This window comes from Sphingorhabdus sp., assembly GCF_044374345.1.
Lineage (GTDB): Bacteria > Pseudomonadota > Alphaproteobacteria > Sphingomonadales > Sphingomonadaceae > Sphingorhabdus_B.
Window position 1 is genome coordinate 1 of sequence record NZ_JBILOS010000048.1, and the last position, 15216, is coordinate 15216.

Consider the following 15216-nt stretch of genomic DNA (forward strand, 5'->3'; position numbering starts at 1 on the left):
GCGCGCTGCCGGGGGGCAAATTGCCCGATGATCTGTTAAGCTTTGACGAATGGCAACGGCACAAGCGCTTTGACGATTATGGGCGGAAGATCGAGATTGAGGACCCCGAAAAATCGAAGGATAAGTTCATCGCCAAGCTGACCGAAATCCGCAACCGGTTGAAAGAATATGGGCGGCAAGGCGTGGCATGCCCCACCTGTCATCAACCGCTGCCCGACGGGTGGCCGAACCAGTCCATGGCGGTGCTGGTTGCGTCGGGATTGGTGGGCCCTGACGAGCTGTTTGATGATTAGGTCCTGACCCTAGTCGCGGAAATTCATCGTCGCCGGGTTGCTGATCGCGGCGACTTGCATGAATTGCGGTTTGCTTTTGGGGGTGTCGTCATTGGCTTGGGTGACGCTGGCCAAGAGATAGGACGAAATGCGGTGGCGCGTGCACAGGCCGCCTGCGCCATCGCTGACCAACGGGGTTTCAAATTCGACCGCGATCATCGCGTCTTGCGCGTGGGTTACCGTGCACACGACCAATTGCCCTTCGCATAAATCGAGCACGAGGATGGTGCCTTTGGGGACATTCAACAAGCCGTCGATCAGCGCGCCGGTTTTCGACAGGTTGCGCATCAATGCCTCATAACGGTGGTCGTCATGAATTACGCCAATGCGGCGGAACACCGAACGGCGTTCGGATCGGTGGCGCAGCGGGCCGTCGGGGATGATGTGCAATTCACCGTTCGCCATGCGGGCCAGCAGTGTTTCCTGATCCATCGCCTTTGCGTAAATCCACCCTTGGATAAGGCGTGCGTTCATGCCGCGCACCACTTCAAGCTGGTCAAATGCCTCTACGCCTTCGACCGTGGTTTCCATGCCCAATGCATCGGACAGGCTGATGATCGCGGCGATGATTTTGGCGCTGTTCTGGTCCTTTTGCGTGCAGCCTTCGACAAAGGTGCGGTCGACCTTGATCTTGTCAAACGGGGCGGAGCGCAAATAGCTTAACGACGAATAGCCGGTGCCAAAGTCATCGAGCGCAAGGCGAACGCCAAGGTCTTTGAGCGCGCGGAAAATGTCGTCAATGGTCTCGAAATCGCCCATGAACACGCTTTCGGTGAGTTCAAGTTCCAGACGGTCGGGGTCAAGCCCGGACGTCCGCAGGGCATGCGCGACGGTGTCGATAAGATCCGAGTGCGCAAATTGGGCGGCGGAGACATTGACGGCGACACGCACCGATTTGGGCCACGCCATCGCGTCCATGCACGCCCGGTTCAGCGCCCATGCGCCAATATGGTTGATAAGGTCGGATTCCTCGGCAATTGGCACAAAGACGGTGGGGCTTATCGGCCCGCGTTCCGGGTGGTCCCAGCGCATCAATGCTTCGAATGCGACCACCATATTGTCATCGGTGCGGACGACCGGTTGGTAATGCAGCGTCAGCGCATCATTGGCGAGGGCATCGCGCAGGCCGTCTTCAAGCAAGCTGCGTTCGGCGGCTTCGTCTTTCAAATGGGCGGCGTAAAAGCGGAATTGCCCCCGTCCGCCGTTCTTTGCGGCGTACAGCGCAAGGTCGGCATTGTCGACAAGGTCCAACTTGTCAACGCCGTCAAAGGGCGAAATGGCGATGCCGATCGAGATGCCGATGGTCGCGCGCTTGTCGTCGATGATGTAGGGCTGCGAGAGGATCTGGATGAGCTTGTTCGACAGTTCGCCCAGCTTGCCGCGATCGTCACAGTCGGGAAGGATGATCTGGAATTCATCGCCACCCAGGCGGCCAATCTCGCCCACGCTGCCGACCGCGCGTTCAAGGCGGCGGGCCACCTGGCGCAGCAACGTATCACCCGCCGTATGGCCAAGCGTATCGTTGACGACTTTGAACCGGTCGAGGTCAAGCATCATCAGCGCGCAGCTGCGCTTGGTGGACTTATACGCGGCGAGCGTGCTCTCCAGCTTTTTGTCCATGCGGTGGCGGTTCGCAAGGCCCGTGAGCGAGTCAAATTCGGCAAGGCGCGAGTCCACAAGCTTGCGCTCATGTTCGGTGGTGATGTCCTTTGCGCTGCCGCGATACCCTTGGAACATACCGGCTTTGTCGAACTTCGGATGGCCCGATAGCGACCACCATGTTTGCCGGCCACGGCCCTGTGGTTGGCTCAGGGTAAAGCGCACCGTTTGGTCGACGATCCTGTTGCGCGCGGTCAGCTGAAAATTCAGCGGCCTTTCCGAACGCTCCCCGGGCGTCGAGGCGTCGGATTCAAACAAATGCGTGATGGGGCGCGCAAGCAATTCCTGCACGGGCCGGTTCAGCTTTTCAGCGGCGTTTTCGGAGATATAGATCAACCGCCCTTTGGCATCGGTCGCCCATAGCCAGCCAATGCCTGCATGTTCGAAGTCGTCGAGAATTTCGAGGCGCCGGTTGATGTCGGCAGTCGTAATGACGGCCGCAGAATCGCGACCCGAAAAACGTCTTAATAAACGCGAAACAGCCATCGTTACCAATCATCGCCAATGTGCAGGCGCATACGCCTCATCCCATGTGGCTGAATTTAGGCGGCTTTGGTTAATATGTTGCTAATGGCTGCAGCGCTCAAGAATGGATGCATTTTTACACAGCGTGACATGGCTTGCATCGGCATATCGGCATTATCGGCGGTGCCCTTAACATAGGTGCACCCTGCGCTCTAACACTTCCGTCCGCCGCACAGACGGACGTCGCGGGGCATGCTATTCCGGCCCATTTGTTCAAAGACCTTGGGCGCGCCTTTCGCACGCAAGCTGGTTCAGCCGCGCCCATTGGTTTGGCTGGCTTTTCCGTGCAAGCGCCGCTACAGCCGGGGCGATGAATCCCGTAATCCTTGTCATGTCCGGTGGAGCGATAGGTGCAGCACTGCGCTATGGCTTGTCGCGCGCGCTGCCTGTGAACGTCGGGGGTTGGCCGTGGCCGACCTTTGCCGCGAACCTGCTTGGCGGGCTCGCCATGGGGTTGCTGGCGGCATGGTTGGTGCGCGGCGATGGAGCCGCAGAGCCCTTGCGTCTGTTTTTGGGTGTGGGTGTGTTGGGCGGCTTTACGACGTTCAGCGCATTCAGCCTTGAAATGGCGCAGATGGTGCAACGCGGGCAGGGAATGATGGCGGCGACATATGCCGCGGTTTCGGTAATATTGGCATTGGGTGCGGTCTTCGCCGGAATGATGCTGGCAAGGACAATTTGGACATGAGTAAGCAAGACGAAAAAGGCATTCGGCAATTCGTCGTCGCCCCTGATGATGACGGCATTCGCCTGGACCGTTGGTTTAAGCGGCATTTGCCCGACGCATCGTTCAACATCGTGTCGCGTTGGGCGCGCACGGGGCAGTTGCGGGTTGATGGCAAGCGCGCGACCCCGGGCGATCGGCTGTTGGCGGGGCAAACGCTGCGCGTGCCGCCTGCCGATACATCGGCATCGTCCAGCGCGCGTCCGGTGCGCAAGCGCCGCGATCTGACCGAGGACGAAATGGAATTCGCGCTGAGCATGGTGATCCACAAGGATGACGCCGCGCTGGTGATCAACAAACCCGCTGGCCTCGCCACGCAGGGCGGCACCAAGACCGAGAACCATGTTGATGGCTTGCTCGACGCCTTAGGATTTGAACTCGATAACCGGCCAAAGCTGGTGCACCGTTTGGACAAGGACACGTCGGGCGCGCTTTTGTTGGCGCGCACGTCGCGGTCGGCAGGGCATTTTGCCAAGGCATTTTCCTCACGCACCGCGCGCAAGGTGTACTGGGCGTTGGTCGTTGGCGTGCCTGACATCGCCGATGGTTTCATCGACCTGCCGATTGGCAAGCAGCCCGGCAGCGGCGGCGAGAAAATGCATGTCGATGAAAAGGACGGCCAGTCGGCCCGCACCCGTTATCGCATCGTCGAACGCGCCGGAAACGCCACCGCCTGGGTCGAATTGCAGCCCTATACCGGACGCACCCACCAGTTGCGCGTGCATATGGCCGCGATTGGCCACCCCATTGTCGGCGACGGCAAATATGGCGGCAAGGACGCGTTTCTGACGGGCACGATCAGCCGCAAAATGCATTTGCACGCGCGCCGCATCCGTATCGACCATCCATCAGGGCACCAGATTGACGTGCGCGCCGACTTGCCCCCGCATATGCAATCGAGCTTTGAAGATTTGGGCTTCGACATCGAAATGGGCGATGCACTGGTGCTGGATGCACCCAAGTTCAGTGAAACGGCGGAAGGCAAAAAGCGCGTTGCTGCCAATATCGCCAAATCCGCGCGCAAGGAACGCAAGGGCGAACGCCGCTCGCGCGGTTCCGTGTCGGATAAGCCCAAGGATAATAAGCGCAGCCAAATGGCCGCCGGCAAGAAAATCGCCGCCAAAAAGCCAGTGATCAAAAAAGCCGTCAGCAAAAAACCGGCCGGGAAAAAGGTCACATCAAAGGGTAAGCCCTGATGCATCCCAATGCCGCATTTCGTTGGGAAGATCGCGACGCCATGCGCGCTTTGGCCAAGGATATCAGCTTTGGCATGTTATTCCTGAATACACCCGACGGGCCGCATGTCGCGCATCTGCCATTTGTATTTCTGGACGATGATCGCATCGGTTTCCATATGGCGCGCAACAATGCGATAGTCCGCTATCTGGACGGCGCAGAGGCATTGTTCGTCATAAACGGACCGGACGGTTATATCAGCCCCGATTATTACGGCATTCCTGACCAGGTGCCGACATGGAATTATGTGGCGATTGAGCTATTGGGCTCTGTCCGGAAAATGGACGAAGCGGCGTTAATTGCCCAATCCGACGCGCTGTCCCACCATCAAGAATTGAAGCTGGCCCCCAAACCCGTTTGGACGCGCGCCAAAATGGCCGACGGCATGTTTGAAAAAATGCTGCGCGGGATTTACGGTTTTGAAATGCACATCACCACGTGGCGCAGCACGTTAAAGCTTGGCCAAAACAAAGCTGACGCTGTGCGGATATCCGCCGCAGATGGCGCAGAGGAAGCCGGTAACATTGCCATCGCCAATGCTATGCGTAACCTCACCCCATGACAAAACTCGCCATTTTTGATTGCGACGGCACGCTGGTCGACAGTCAGGCAAATATTTGCATGGCGATGGAGCATGCCTTTGAAGAGGCGGGGCTGACGCCGCCGATGCGGCATGAAACGCGGCGTGTGGTCGGATTATCTTTGGTGGAGTCGATGCGGATATTGTTGCCAGAGGCAGCTGACGATCTGCACCATGATTTGGCCGACAAATACCGCGCGGCATTTTGGGCATTGCGCAGCAACGGGCTGGTCGATGAACCATTATATGACGGCATCGCCGCGCTTTTATCCTCTCTGGATGAAAGCGGCTGGATGCTGGGCGTGGCGACCGGAAAGTCCGACCGTGGGCTGACGCGGTGTTTGGACCATCACGCACTCCGGTCCTTGTTCGTCACATTGCAGACCGCGGACCGCCACCCGTCCAAGCCGCATCCGTCGATGGTGTATCAAGCCTTGGCCGAAGCAGGGGCCGACGCCGCCAATGCGGTTGTCATTGGCGATACGGTGTATGACATTCACATGGGCCGCGCGGCGGGGACACGCACTGTCGGGGTCAATTGGGGCTATCACAGCGTGGATGATTTGCGCGAGGCAGGCGCGGATTACATCGCCGAGAGCATGGATGAGTTGAAAGTCTATCTGGAGAATTTTGCATGACGCCGAATGAGGACAATGCGCAGGGCGATACGCAGGCGCAATATCGGTTTCTGGTCATCAACCTGTGCCGCATTGGCGGCGCGATCATGTTGGTGATCGGGCTGGCGGTCATCGCGCGTCAGGCCTTTGGCTTGCCCATCGCCGCGGGTTATGTGCTGTTTCTGATCGGCATGTTTAGTTTCCTCCTAATGCCCGTGTTTCTGGCCAAAAAGTGGAAGAGCAAGCCGCAGCCATGAGACGATTTTGGAAAGAGGTTACCCTGGAGCCCAGCAGTTTTGGGCATGCGGTGCGGCTGGATGGCCGGCCGATTAAAACACCCACGCACAATGTGCTGGCGCTGCCCACCCAAAAGCTGGCGGATGCGGTGGTTGCCGAATGGGACGCGGTGGAAAAGACCGTCGATCCGCTGTTGATGCCGATGACCGGCTTTGCCAACGCGGCGATTGATCGCATTGGTCCCGATAGGGATGGCTTTGCCGCCGCGATTGCGGCCTATGGCGAAACCGACCTGTTTTGTTATCGCGGCGCTGCGGGTGAAGCATTGGCGGATCGGCAAGCCGAAATCTGGGACCCTTGGCTCGATTGGGCACGCACCCGTTATGATGTCAGCTTTGTGATTGTCGAGGGCATCATGCACCAGCCACAGCCTGAGGCGACGCTCGAAACCTTGCGCGCTGCAGTGGCGGCGCGCGGCACGTTCGAACTGGCCGCGATGGCAAAGCTGGCGCATCTGTCGGGCTCGCTGATCGCCACGCTGGCCATTGTCGAACGCGCAGGATCGGCGGAGGATATTTGGAACGCCAGTTGCCTCGATGAACTGTGGCAGGAAGAATTGTGGGGCGCGGACCATTGGGCGCAGAAAAACCGCAACGACCGCGCGCAGGAATTCATGGCCGCCATCCGGTTTCTCGACCTGCTGACGCCCGGTATGTAAGCGCAACCATAGGTAAAAGCCCATCTTGGGCCAAAGCTGGACCAGACTTATGTGCACACAGCATGTAAGGAAATCCCAATGACAGACGCTTCTGCCCAAAATACCGCGATATTCACGTTAAGGCCGCTGCCCAAGGCGGCGTTTGTCGCGGGCTATGCCGGTTTGCTGCCGCCGATTTTTGCCGCTGTGCTGGTGTTTTCGGGATCGGACTATCGCTGGATTGGGCTTGCTGCCGCTTATGGCTATGCCGCGTTTATCTTCAGCTTTTTGGGCGGCATGTGGTGGGGATTGGGCGTCACCACGCGCCGTGATGATGCGCCTGCAACCGCGATATTTGCGCTGGCTGTGGCACCAAGCTTGCTGGCGTTCGCCACTTATTTGCCGTGGATATGGGGCTGGGAATGGCCCGGACCGTCGCTGGCGTGGCTTGGGTTTTTCGTGTTGGGTTCACCGCTGGCAGATCGCTGGCTTTCCGCGCGATGCCAGTTGCCGGACGGTTGGATGAAGCTGCGCTGGCACCTGTCGATTGGCTTGGGCGGAATTACGCTGTTGCTCGCAGGGGTTGCCCCGACCGCTTAAGACGCCGCGAGGTCGCGTACGAATCCGATCAGGCCCTTTTGCCGGCGACGCTTCATGCGTTCTGCGGCAAGAATCTGGCGGACCTTTTCAAAGCAGGTCTGCACATCGTCATTGATAAGGACATAATCATAGCCGTCCCAGTGACCGATTTCGGCCTTGGCGCGGCTCATGCGGTCGGTGATGACCGCTTCGCTATCTTGCGCGCGGCTGTGTAGGCGGCGTTCAAGTTCTTCGATGGATGGCGGCAAGATGAATACGCGCACGACGTCGGGGCCAGCTTCCTGATACAGCTGCTGCGCGCCTTGCCAGTCAATGTCGAACAGGACATCGCATCCGGCGGCAAGCTTTTCCTCCACCGGGCCCTTTGGCGTGCCGTAGCGATGGCCAAAAACATGCGCCCATTCGAGGAATTCGCCGTCTGCGGCCATTTTTTTGAACGTTGCCGTGTCTGTGAAATGGTAATGGACGCCCTCAATCTCACCGGGCCGCGGCTCGCGCGTGGTGTAGGATACTGATAAGGCGATTTTTTCGTCCGCTTCCAACAACATGCGGGAAAGCGTCGATTTACCTGCGCCTGAAGGTGACGAAAGCACGAATAGAAGGCCCCGGCGTTCCAGTTCGTGCGGCTTATGATTGTCGGTGTTGCCCATAGCCGCTAGTGCGCGAAAGGGCAGGGTGGCGTCAAGAGGGAAGCTTTAGGGACAATGAAAGCGCGTTAGCCCTCTTTGCGGCCCTTGCGCTGATCATATATGCTTTTCGCCACGATTGCGCCGCCGACGAGCAATAAGCCCGGAATGGAGCGCGTCGCCAAACGGGTCGCCACTACGCCAATGCCGGCACCCAGCAAGCCATGGCCACGTTTGCGGCCAATCACTTCGCCGACAACGGCACCTGCGATGGATTTTAGCATTATCGACTTCCTTCTCACTTCGTCATCGAACGTTTACCCACTTCGTCATCCTGAACTTGTTTCAGGATAACGCATCAACCTCGCTTGTTATCCTGAAATGAATTCAGGATGACGAGGAATGAAGATCAAACCATATCTTCCGGTCTGACATGGGTATCGAACGTCGCTTCGTCAACCAGTCCGGATGCTAACGCGGCTTCACGCAGGGTGGTTCCATTCTTGTGGGCGGCTTTGGCGATGTTGGCCGCATTGTCATAACCGATAACGGGCGCAAGCGCGGTGACGAGCATGAGCGAGCGTTCGACAAGCTCCGCAATGCGGTCGCGATCCGGTTCAAGCCCGGCGACGCAGTTTTTGGCAAAGCTGTCCATGCCGATGCTGAGCAACTCCACCGAGCGCAACACATTGGCACCGATGAGCGGTTTAAAGACGTTCAGCTGCAAATGCCCCTGCAGTCCGCCAATCGTCACCGCCTGATGATTGCCCATGACTTGCGCCGCGACCATCGTCAGCATTTCGCACTGCGTCGGGTTCACCTTGCCTGGCATGATCGAGCTGCCCGGTTCGTTTTCCGGCAAATGTAGCTCGCCAAGGCCCGAGCGCGGACCTGACCCAAGCAAACGGATGTCGTTGGCAATCTTTGTGAGGGACACGGCAAGCGTGTTGAGCGTGCCCGACATCTGCACAAGCCCGTCATTGGATGCCAGCGCCTCAAACTTGTTGCGGGCGGGTTCAAACGCGATGCCCGTTGCGGTCGAGATTTCGGCGGCAATCGCAACGTCAAAACCCGCTGGCGCATTTAGGCCCGTGCCGACGGCAGTGCCACCTTGCGCAAGCTTTTGCACATTATGGACAATTGTCCCTTCAACCCGCGCGCGGTTGGCGATCAGTTGCGCGATAAAGGCGGAAAATTCCTGACCCAAGGTCAGCGGCGTTGCGTCCTGCAAATGGGTGCGGCCGATTTTGATGATCGCGCCCCATGCTTTGCACTTTTCGGTCAGCGCATCGGTCAGGCGTTGCAGTGCGGGGAGCAGATCGCGCCACACCGCGATGGCCACCGCGACATGCATGGCGGTGGGAAAGCTGTCGTTCGATGACTGCCCCATGTTAACATGATCATTGGGGTGCACCGGCGTTTTGCCACCGCGTGTGCCCGCCAGCGTTTCATTGGCAATGCCTGCGATGACCTCATTCACATTCATGTTCGACTGCGTGCCGCTGCCCGTTTGCCAGATGACGAGCGGGAATTGATCGTCATGCTTGCCCGCCAATATGGCGTCTGCGGCGGCGATGATCGCGTCGGCAATGTCCGCCGGCAGCGCGCCCGATGCTTTGTGCGTTAACGCGGCGGCGCGTTTTACATGGGCAAGGCCGTAGATTATGCCAATCGGCATCCGCTCATGCGCCGGAAAGGGAAAGTTCGCGATACTCCGCTGCGTCTGTGCGCCCCAAAAAGCGGCGGCGGGGACCGCTATCGGTCCAAAACTGTCGGTTTCAGTGCGGGATGATTTTGGCATTTTGTTGAACCTCGTCATGCTGAACGCGTTTTAGCGGATATAGTATTGCGGTCTGTTATCCTGAAATAAATTCAGGATGACGATTAAAAACGATACTGAGGGCCAAGGCATAATGCACAAAACCTTTTCGTCATCCTGAACTTGTTTCAGGATAACGCGCAATGGTTCGCGTGTTACCCCGAAAAGCATGCAGGATAATGCGACCTAGATGCTTTATACCAATCCCATTTCGACCGCCAAATCGCGCCATTCGGGATTGTCGCTCTCAATCAGGTTGAACTTCCAATCGCGATGCCAGTTTTTGAGCTGCTTTTCGCGCGCAATAGCCAGTTCCATTGTCCCGAACAATTCAAAGCGTACCAGCCGGTTTGTGTTGCGCTGCTTGGAAAAGCCATCGATTAACCGCAAGCGATGTTGAGAGAAGCGTTTGGCCAGGTCGGACGTGACGCCAACGTAGATATACCCGCGTTTGCCGCTGGCGAGGATGTATACGCAAGGTTGGAAATCTCGCATAGCACCACCTGTTTGTTATCCTGAAACAAGTTCAGGATGACGAAAACCTTTTTGCCCTTCATCGTCATCCTGAACATATTTCAGGATGACATGCCCACGCCTATTTTTTCCGCCCGAAGTCCACGCTTACGACGTTGGAGCCGTCTTCGACGACGACGGTGGGGCCGTCATTGCCGGCTTCTTCATGCGGTTCGGGCTCGCTTTCGCCTGCATCGACATGGAATTGCAGCGCGAAATCTACGGCCGGGTCAACGAAGGCGGTGATCGCGGAGTAAGGGATGAACAGATGCGACGGGATCTGGCTGAACGACAGGCCAACTTCGAAATGTTCGGCCTCAACCTTCAGGTCCCAATATTTGTGCTGCAGCACAATGGTCATTTCATCGGGGAAGCGTTCGTGCAGATGCTGCGGAATGGCAACACCCGGTGCTTGCGTCTTGAACGTGATGTAGAAATGATGGTCGCCGGGCAGGCCATCGCGCGCGACATCGCCCAGCACGCGGCCAACGACGGCGCGCAATGCCTCTTGCACGACGTCATCATAAGGAATCAGGCTATCTACATGCTCTTCGGTCATGGGCACTTGGTGGACTTCCGCGCGTGTGAAATCAAGATACTTGTTGCCTTAAGCCAACTTGCCAAATGCGTGCATGTGGCTATATCGGCGGCCATGCGTACAGGCTCCATAAGTCGCAAGACGAACGAAACGTCCATTGATGTTGAGGTGAACCTCGACGGCACTGGTGTGTATGACGTGTCAACGGGCATCGGTTTTCTCGACCATATGCTTGAGCAACTGTCGCGCCATTCGCTGATCGACCTGAAGGTGAAGGCCGTTGGCGACCTGCACATTGACCAGCACCACACCACCGAAGACACCGGCATCGCGATTGGCGAGGCGGTGTTGAAGGCATTGGGCGATAAACGCGGCATCACGCGTTATGGCACGGCCTATGCGCCGATGGATGAAACGTTGACGCGCTGTGCGCTCGATATTTCGGGGCGGCCCTATTTCGTGTGGAAAGTGTCACTTGGCATGCCGCGTCTGGGCGAATGGGATACCGAGCTGATCGAACATTGGTTCCACAGCTTTGCGACCAGCGCGGGCATTACGCTGCACATCGAAAATCTTTATGGTTCGAACAACCACCACATCGTCGAAAGCTGCTACAAGGCTTTGGCCCGCGCATTGCGCCAAGCGGTTGAGATTGACCCGCGCAAGGCGGACGCCATCCCGTCGACCAAGGGCACGCTGTGAATCTCCCCTCCCGCAGGCGGGAGGGGTCGGGGGTGGGCCTGTGACTTTGCGGTCGCTCGCTCGCCTTTGGCTCGCCCCACCCAGCGCGGCCTTTGGGCCTGTCCGGGGGACAGACCTGCTGCGCTCCCCTCCCGCCTGCGGGAGGGGAACATGAACCTTGCGCTGATTGATTATGGCGCGGGCAATCTGCATTCGGTGCACAATGCGTTGAAAGCGGCGGGCGCAGGCGACGTGCATGTGACCGCCGATCCCGATATTGTTGCCAAAGCGGACCGCATCGTTCTGCCCGGCGTTGGCGCCTTTGCGCATTGTATGGAGGCGCTGTCCGCGATTGACGGCATGGTCGCCGCAATGGAGCAGCGCGTGCGCGTTGAGGGCACTCCGTTTCTGGGTATTTGCGTCGGCATGCAGCTTTTGGCCGATGCGGGCGTTGAGCATGGCACGACGCGCGGGCTCGGCTGGATCAGTGGCACCGTCCGCGCGATTGCGCCGGCTGCAGATTTGAAAATCCCGCATATGGGCTGGAACGATGTTGTTCCGACGCAAGGCGCGCCGTTGATTGAAGCGGGTGAGGCGTATTTTTTGCATAGTTACCATTTTGATGCGACGGACGATGCGGACGTGCTGGCGACAACCGACCATGGCGGCACTCTCGTCGCTGCTGTGGGCCGTGACAACATAATGGGGGTGCAATTTCATCCCGAAAAAAGCCAAGCCTATGGCATTAATTTCCTCAAACGCTTTTTGGAGTGGATGCCGTGATAGTCTTCCCTGCGATTGATCTGAAAGGCGGCGAAGTTGTGCGCTTGGCCGAAGGCGATATGAACCGCGCAACGGTCTATGCCGACGACCCCGCCGCGCAGGCGATGCTGTTTGCCGAACAAGGTGCAGAGTTCCTGCATGTGGTGGACTTGGACGGCGCCTTTGCCGGACGCCCCGAAAATGCCGAGGCGGTTGAAGGCATCATCGAAAATTTCCCCGGTTACATTCAGCTGGGCGGGGGCATTCGCAATACGCAGACGGTTGAACGCTGGTTCGACATGGGCGTTGCGCGGTTGGTGATTGGCACCGCAGCGCTCAAAGATCCAAAGTTCGTCAAAGAGATGGCGCGCGAATTTGAAGACGGCATTGTGGTGGCAGTCGACGCGCGCGACGGCTTTGTCGCGACCGAGGGCTGGGCTGAAAAGTCCGACATGCCGGTGATTGATCTGGCCCGCCGGTTCGAAGATGCGGGCGTGGCGTCCATCCTGTTCACCGATGTCGGCCGCGACGGGATGCTCACCGGATGCAATATCGACGCGACCGTTGATCTGGCGCGGCGCGTAAACATTCCCGTGATCGCTAGCGGCGGGGTGAAGGGCATTGATGACATCCACATGCTCGCGCTGCATGCGAAGGACGGCATTGAAGGCGTGATTACCGGCCGTGCGATTTATGACGGACGGCTGGATTTGGCGACCGCGATTAAAGTGGCGGAGCGGGCGTGATATTTGGGGCTTGCTTGGTTCCCCTCCCGCAGGCGGGAGGGGCTAGGGGAGGGCACCTACCCTTCACCGCAGTTCGCTCGCCTTCGGCTCGCCCCACCCCCAACCCCTCCCGCCTGCGGGAGGGGAGAGTGTGACCGTCCGCGTCCGTGTCATCCCCTGTCTCGACGTATCCAATGGCCGCGTGGTCAAGGGCGTCAATTTTGTCGACCTGCGTGACGCCGGTGATCCGGTCGAGCAGGCGCAGACATATGATGCGGCGGGTGCCGACGAGCTTTGTTTTTTGGACATTGGCGCAAGCCATGAAGGGCGCGGCACGATCATTGATGTGGTCCGCCGCACCGCAGAAGTATGTTTCATGCCGCTGACCGTCGGTGGCGGCGTACGCAGCGCAGAGGATGCGCGCGCGCTGTTGCTGGCTGGCGCGGATAAGGTCGCGGTCAACAGCGCGGCGGTGGCCCGACCAGAAGTCGTCGCGGATATCGCGGCACGTTTCGGCAGCCAGTGCGTGGTGGCTTCGGTTGATGCGCGGCGCAGCGGCGACCATTGGGAAATCTTCACCCATGGCGGACGCAAGCCAACAGGCATTGACGCGCTGGAACATGCCGTAAAACTCGCCGAACTTGGCGCGGGCGAATTGCTCGTCACCAGCATGGACCGCGACGGCACACGTGACGGCTATGACCTGGCGCTCACCCGCGCAATTGCCGATGCGGTCAACATCCCCGTTGTCGCCAGCGGCGGCGTCGGTAACCTTGACCATCTGGTCGATGGTGTGCGTGAAGGCCATGCGAGCGCGGTGCTCGCGGCGTCGATTTTCCATTTTGGCCAGCACAGCATCGCCGATGCCCATGCGGCGTTACGGGCGGCGGGGTTACCAGCGCGGAACTAAAAAAATCGCGTCCCGAATCCTTGACCTGTCATAAAAACACCCTATCTGGGCTCCGTTAGCACTCGCCTTGCATGAGTGCTAATGCACATTCATTGCCGTCCCCTGCTTGATGTAGGCGTGGCGGGATGGCGAAACAGAAAAAGGATAGTTCAACATGGCATTTCGTCCATTGCATGATCGCGTTCTCGTCCGTCGGGTCGAGGCCGAAGCAAAAACCGCTGGCGGGATCATCATCCCTGATACAGCTCAGGAAAAGCCACAGGAAGGCGAAGTCGTCTCCGTGGGTACCGGTACACGCGCCGATGACGGCACTGTAACCGCACTCGACGTCAAAGCTGGCGACAAGATCCTGTTCGGCAAATGGTCGGGCACCGAAGTCAAGATCGACGGTGAAGACCTGTTGATCATGAAGGAATCGGACATTTTGGGAATCGTTTCCTAAGCAACGTAGATGTTTCCCGGCGCAGGCCGGGATCCAGTCCAAACACAAGAATCTGGACCCCAGCCTTCGCTGGGGCACACAACTAAAGGAAAAATATCATGGCTGCTAAAGACGTGAAATTCGGCCGCGATGCGCGTGAACGCATCCTGCGCGGCGTAGACATTCTTGCTGACGCTGTAAAAGTAACGCTTGGTCCAAAGGGCCGTAACGTTGTTATCGACAAAAGCTTCGGCGCACCACGCATCACCAAGGACGGCGTTAGCGTCGCCAAGGAAATCGAACTGAAAGACAAGTTCGAAAATATGGGTGCACAGATGGTCCGCGAAGTTGCTTCGAAGACCAACGACGTTGCCGGTGACGGCACGACCACTGCAACAGTTCTGGCCCAAGCGATCGTTCGCGAAGGCATGAAGTCGGTTGCCGCGGGCATGAACCCAATGGACCTGAAGCGCGGCATCGACACTGCGGTAAACGCGGTTGTTGCTGACCTTGTAAAGCGTTCGAAGCCAGTTGCTGGTTCTTCGGAAATCGCACAGGTCGGTACGATCTCTGCAAATGGTGAAGCTGAAATCGGTAAGATGATTGCAGACGCCATGGAGAAGGTCGGCAAGGAAGGCGTTATCACCGTCGAAGAAGCTAAGGGCCGTGAAAGCGAGCTCGAAGTTGTCGAAGGTATGCAGTTTGACCGTGGTTACCTGTCGCCATATTTCATCACCAACACCGAAAAGATGTCGGTCGAGTTGGACAACCCATATATCCTCATCCACGAAAAGAAGCTCGGCAACTTGCAAGCCATGTTGCCAATCCTCGAAGCTGTGGTGCAGTCGGGCCGTCCATTGCTCATCATCGCTGAAGATGTTGAAGGTGAAGCGCTTGCAACTTTGGTCGTCAACAAGCTGCGTGGCGGCTTGAAGATTGCTGCGGTTAAGGCACCTGGCTTTGGCGATCGTCGCAAGGCGATGCTGGAAGATATCGCGATCCTCACCAAGGGTG

Annotated in this window: 20 protein-coding genes; 14 read left to right on the top strand and 6 right to left on the bottom strand. The window is 58.2% G+C overall.

The genetic code is table 11. The features are described from left to right. On the top strand, positions 1-293 hold a 293-nt coding region (locus ACIQ5B_RS06430), incomplete at its 5' end, for a hypothetical protein (protein WP_397598296.1). Positions 294-302: 9 nt separating this feature from the next. Here ACIQ5B_RS06430 and ACIQ5B_RS06435 read toward each other — a convergent pair. Then, positions 303-2477: a putative bifunctional diguanylate cyclase/phosphodiesterase gene (locus tag ACIQ5B_RS06435; RefSeq protein ID WP_397598297.1), complete on the bottom strand. Its 2175-nt coding sequence runs from the start codon at positions 2475-2477 to the stop codon at positions 303-305. Positions 2478-2826: 349 nt separating this feature from the next. Here ACIQ5B_RS06435 and crcB point away from each other — a divergent pair, with 349 nt between their 5' ends. The 7 genes from crcB (at position 2827) to ACIQ5B_RS06470 (ending at position 7207) form a co-directional block, all read left to right on the top strand. After that, a complete protein-coding gene (gene crcB / locus ACIQ5B_RS06440; protein ID WP_397598298.1) occupies positions 2827-3204 on the top strand; it encodes a fluoride efflux transporter CrcB in 378 nt (125 codons plus the stop codon). After that, positions 3201-4436 carry an RluA family pseudouridine synthase gene (locus ACIQ5B_RS06445; protein WP_397598299.1) on the top strand — a complete coding sequence of 412 codons (1236 nt, stop codon included), beginning with the start codon at positions 3201-3203 and terminating at the stop codon, positions 4434-4436. Before crcB ends, ACIQ5B_RS06445 begins: the two co-directional genes overlap by 4 nt. Beyond that, on the top strand, positions 4436-5038 hold the full coding sequence (locus ACIQ5B_RS06450; RefSeq protein WP_397598300.1) for an FMN-binding negative transcriptional regulator: 603 nt from the start codon (positions 4436-4438) through the stop codon (positions 5036-5038). Before ACIQ5B_RS06445 ends, ACIQ5B_RS06450 begins: the two co-directional genes overlap by 1 nt. Next, positions 5035-5694 (top strand): HAD-IA family hydrolase, encoded by a 660-nt coding sequence (locus ACIQ5B_RS06455; RefSeq protein WP_397598301.1) that lies wholly within the window; start codon positions 5035-5037, stop codon positions 5692-5694. The genes ACIQ5B_RS06450 and ACIQ5B_RS06455 overlap by 4 nt, the downstream gene beginning before the upstream one ends. Next, complete coding sequence (locus ACIQ5B_RS06460; RefSeq protein WP_395628615.1) at positions 5691-5930, top strand: hypothetical protein; 240 nt, start codon at positions 5691-5693, stop codon at positions 5928-5930. The genes ACIQ5B_RS06455 and ACIQ5B_RS06460 overlap by 4 nt, the downstream gene beginning before the upstream one ends. After that, complete coding sequence (locus ACIQ5B_RS06465) at positions 5927-6628, top strand: ATP12 family chaperone protein (RefSeq protein ID WP_397598302.1); 702 nt, start codon at positions 5927-5929, stop codon at positions 6626-6628. The genes ACIQ5B_RS06460 and ACIQ5B_RS06465 overlap by 4 nt, the downstream gene beginning before the upstream one ends. Positions 6629-6706: 78 nt before the next feature. Next, positions 6707-7207, top strand: coding sequence for a DUF3429 domain-containing protein (locus ACIQ5B_RS06470; protein ID WP_397598303.1), 501 nt, complete (start codon positions 6707-6709; stop codon positions 7205-7207). Here ACIQ5B_RS06470 and gmk read toward each other — a convergent pair. The 5 genes from gmk to ACIQ5B_RS06495 form a co-directional block, all read right to left on the bottom strand. Then, on the bottom strand, positions 7204-7857 hold the full coding sequence (gmk, locus tag ACIQ5B_RS06475; protein WP_397598304.1) for a guanylate kinase: 654 nt from the start codon (positions 7855-7857) through the stop codon (positions 7204-7206). The genes ACIQ5B_RS06470 and gmk overlap by 4 nt on opposite strands. 65 nt (positions 7858-7922) lie before the next feature. Continuing rightward, positions 7923-8117, bottom strand: coding sequence for a hypothetical protein (locus ACIQ5B_RS06480; RefSeq protein WP_397598305.1), 195 nt, complete (start codon positions 8115-8117; stop codon positions 7923-7925). A 125-nt stretch (positions 8118-8242) separates the two neighbouring features. Next, positions 8243-9634, bottom strand: coding sequence for a class II fumarate hydratase (gene fumC / locus ACIQ5B_RS06485; protein ID WP_397598306.1), 1392 nt, complete (start codon positions 9632-9634; stop codon positions 8243-8245). A gap of 213 nt (positions 9635-9847) precedes the next feature. Further along, the gene (locus ACIQ5B_RS06490) at positions 9848-10147 is read right to left on the bottom strand and encodes a GIY-YIG nuclease family protein (protein ID WP_397598307.1); all 300 of its coding nucleotides are present in this window, start codon (positions 10145-10147) and stop codon (positions 9848-9850) included. A gap of 100 nt (positions 10148-10247) precedes the next feature. Further along, on the bottom strand, positions 10248-10724 hold the full coding sequence (locus tag ACIQ5B_RS06495) for an SspB family protein (RefSeq protein ID WP_183940181.1): 477 nt from the start codon (positions 10722-10724) through the stop codon (positions 10248-10250). Positions 10725-10817: 93 nt separating this feature from the next. Here ACIQ5B_RS06495 and hisB point away from each other — a divergent pair, with 93 nt between their 5' ends. From hisB to groEL, 6 genes are all read left to right on the top strand, one after another. Further along, the gene (hisB, locus tag ACIQ5B_RS06500; RefSeq protein WP_397598308.1) at positions 10818-11405 is read left to right on the top strand and encodes an imidazoleglycerol-phosphate dehydratase HisB; all 588 of its coding nucleotides are present in this window, start codon (positions 10818-10820) and stop codon (positions 11403-11405) included. Between the two features lie 150 nt (positions 11406-11555). After that, positions 11556-12167, top strand: coding sequence for an imidazole glycerol phosphate synthase subunit HisH (gene hisH / locus ACIQ5B_RS06505; protein WP_397598309.1), 612 nt, complete (start codon positions 11556-11558; stop codon positions 12165-12167). Then, entirely contained in the window at positions 12164-12892 is a 729-nt protein-coding gene (hisA, locus tag ACIQ5B_RS06510) for a 1-(5-phosphoribosyl)-5-[(5-phosphoribosylamino)methylideneamino]imidazole-4-carboxamide isomerase (protein ID WP_397576872.1), read from the top strand. Before hisH ends, hisA begins: the two co-directional genes overlap by 4 nt. A 130-nt stretch (positions 12893-13022) precedes the next feature. After that, positions 13023-13781, top strand: coding sequence for an imidazole glycerol phosphate synthase subunit HisF (hisF, locus tag ACIQ5B_RS06515; RefSeq protein WP_397598310.1), 759 nt, complete (start codon positions 13023-13025; stop codon positions 13779-13781). Between the two features lie 154 nt (positions 13782-13935). Continuing rightward, the gene (gene groES, locus ACIQ5B_RS06520; RefSeq protein WP_125230447.1) at positions 13936-14223 is read left to right on the top strand and encodes a co-chaperone GroES; all 288 of its coding nucleotides are present in this window, start codon (positions 13936-13938) and stop codon (positions 14221-14223) included. 98 nt (positions 14224-14321) lie between these two features. After that, on the top strand, positions 14322-15216 hold an 895-nt coding region (groEL, locus tag ACIQ5B_RS06525; RefSeq protein ID WP_397598311.1), incomplete at its 3' end, for a chaperonin GroEL.

What these genes read in the sequence shown, in the direction of transcription:
- hisB (WP_397598308.1), top strand. Translation starts at nt 10,818, where the DNA reads ATGCGTACAGGCTCCATAAGTCGCAAGACGAACGAAACGTCCATTGAT.
- ACIQ5B_RS06435 (WP_397598297.1), bottom strand. Translation starts at nt 2,477, where the DNA reads ATGGCTGTTTCGCGTTTATTAAGACGTTTTTCGGGTCGCGATTCTGCG.
- hisH (WP_397598309.1), top strand. Translation starts at nt 11,556, where the DNA reads ATGAACCTTGCGCTGATTGATTATGGCGCGGGCAATCTGCATTCGGTG.
- ACIQ5B_RS06465 (WP_397598302.1), top strand. Translation starts at nt 5,927, where the DNA reads ATGAGACGATTTTGGAAAGAGGTTACCCTGGAGCCCAGCAGTTTTGGG.
- crcB (WP_397598298.1), top strand. Translation starts at nt 2,827, where the DNA reads ATGAATCCCGTAATCCTTGTCATGTCCGGTGGAGCGATAGGTGCAGCA.
- gmk (WP_397598304.1), bottom strand. Translation starts at nt 7,857, where the DNA reads ATGGGCAACACCGACAATCATAAGCCGCACGAACTGGAACGCCGGGGC.
- groES (WP_125230447.1), top strand. Translation starts at nt 13,936, where the DNA reads ATGGCATTTCGTCCATTGCATGATCGCGTTCTCGTCCGTCGGGTCGAG.
- ACIQ5B_RS06445 (WP_397598299.1), top strand. Translation starts at nt 3,201, where the DNA reads ATGAGTAAGCAAGACGAAAAAGGCATTCGGCAATTCGTCGTCGCCCCT.
- ACIQ5B_RS06480 (WP_397598305.1), bottom strand. Translation starts at nt 8,117, where the DNA reads ATGCTAAAATCCATCGCAGGTGCCGTTGTCGGCGAAGTGATTGGCCGC.
- ACIQ5B_RS06470 (WP_397598303.1), top strand. Translation starts at nt 6,707, where the DNA reads ATGACAGACGCTTCTGCCCAAAATACCGCGATATTCACGTTAAGGCCG.
- fumC (WP_397598306.1), bottom strand. Translation starts at nt 9,634, where the DNA reads ATGCCAAAATCATCCCGCACTGAAACCGACAGTTTTGGACCGATAGCG.
- ACIQ5B_RS06455 (WP_397598301.1), top strand. Translation starts at nt 5,035, where the DNA reads ATGACAAAACTCGCCATTTTTGATTGCGACGGCACGCTGGTCGACAGT.
- ACIQ5B_RS06460 (WP_395628615.1), top strand. Translation starts at nt 5,691, where the DNA reads ATGACGCCGAATGAGGACAATGCGCAGGGCGATACGCAGGCGCAATAT.
- ACIQ5B_RS06495 (WP_183940181.1), bottom strand. Translation starts at nt 10,724, where the DNA reads ATGACCGAAGAGCATGTAGATAGCCTGATTCCTTATGATGACGTCGTG.
- ACIQ5B_RS06490 (WP_397598307.1), bottom strand. Translation starts at nt 10,147, where the DNA reads ATGCGAGATTTCCAACCTTGCGTATACATCCTCGCCAGCGGCAAACGC.
- ACIQ5B_RS06450 (WP_397598300.1), top strand. Translation starts at nt 4,436, where the DNA reads ATGCATCCCAATGCCGCATTTCGTTGGGAAGATCGCGACGCCATGCGC.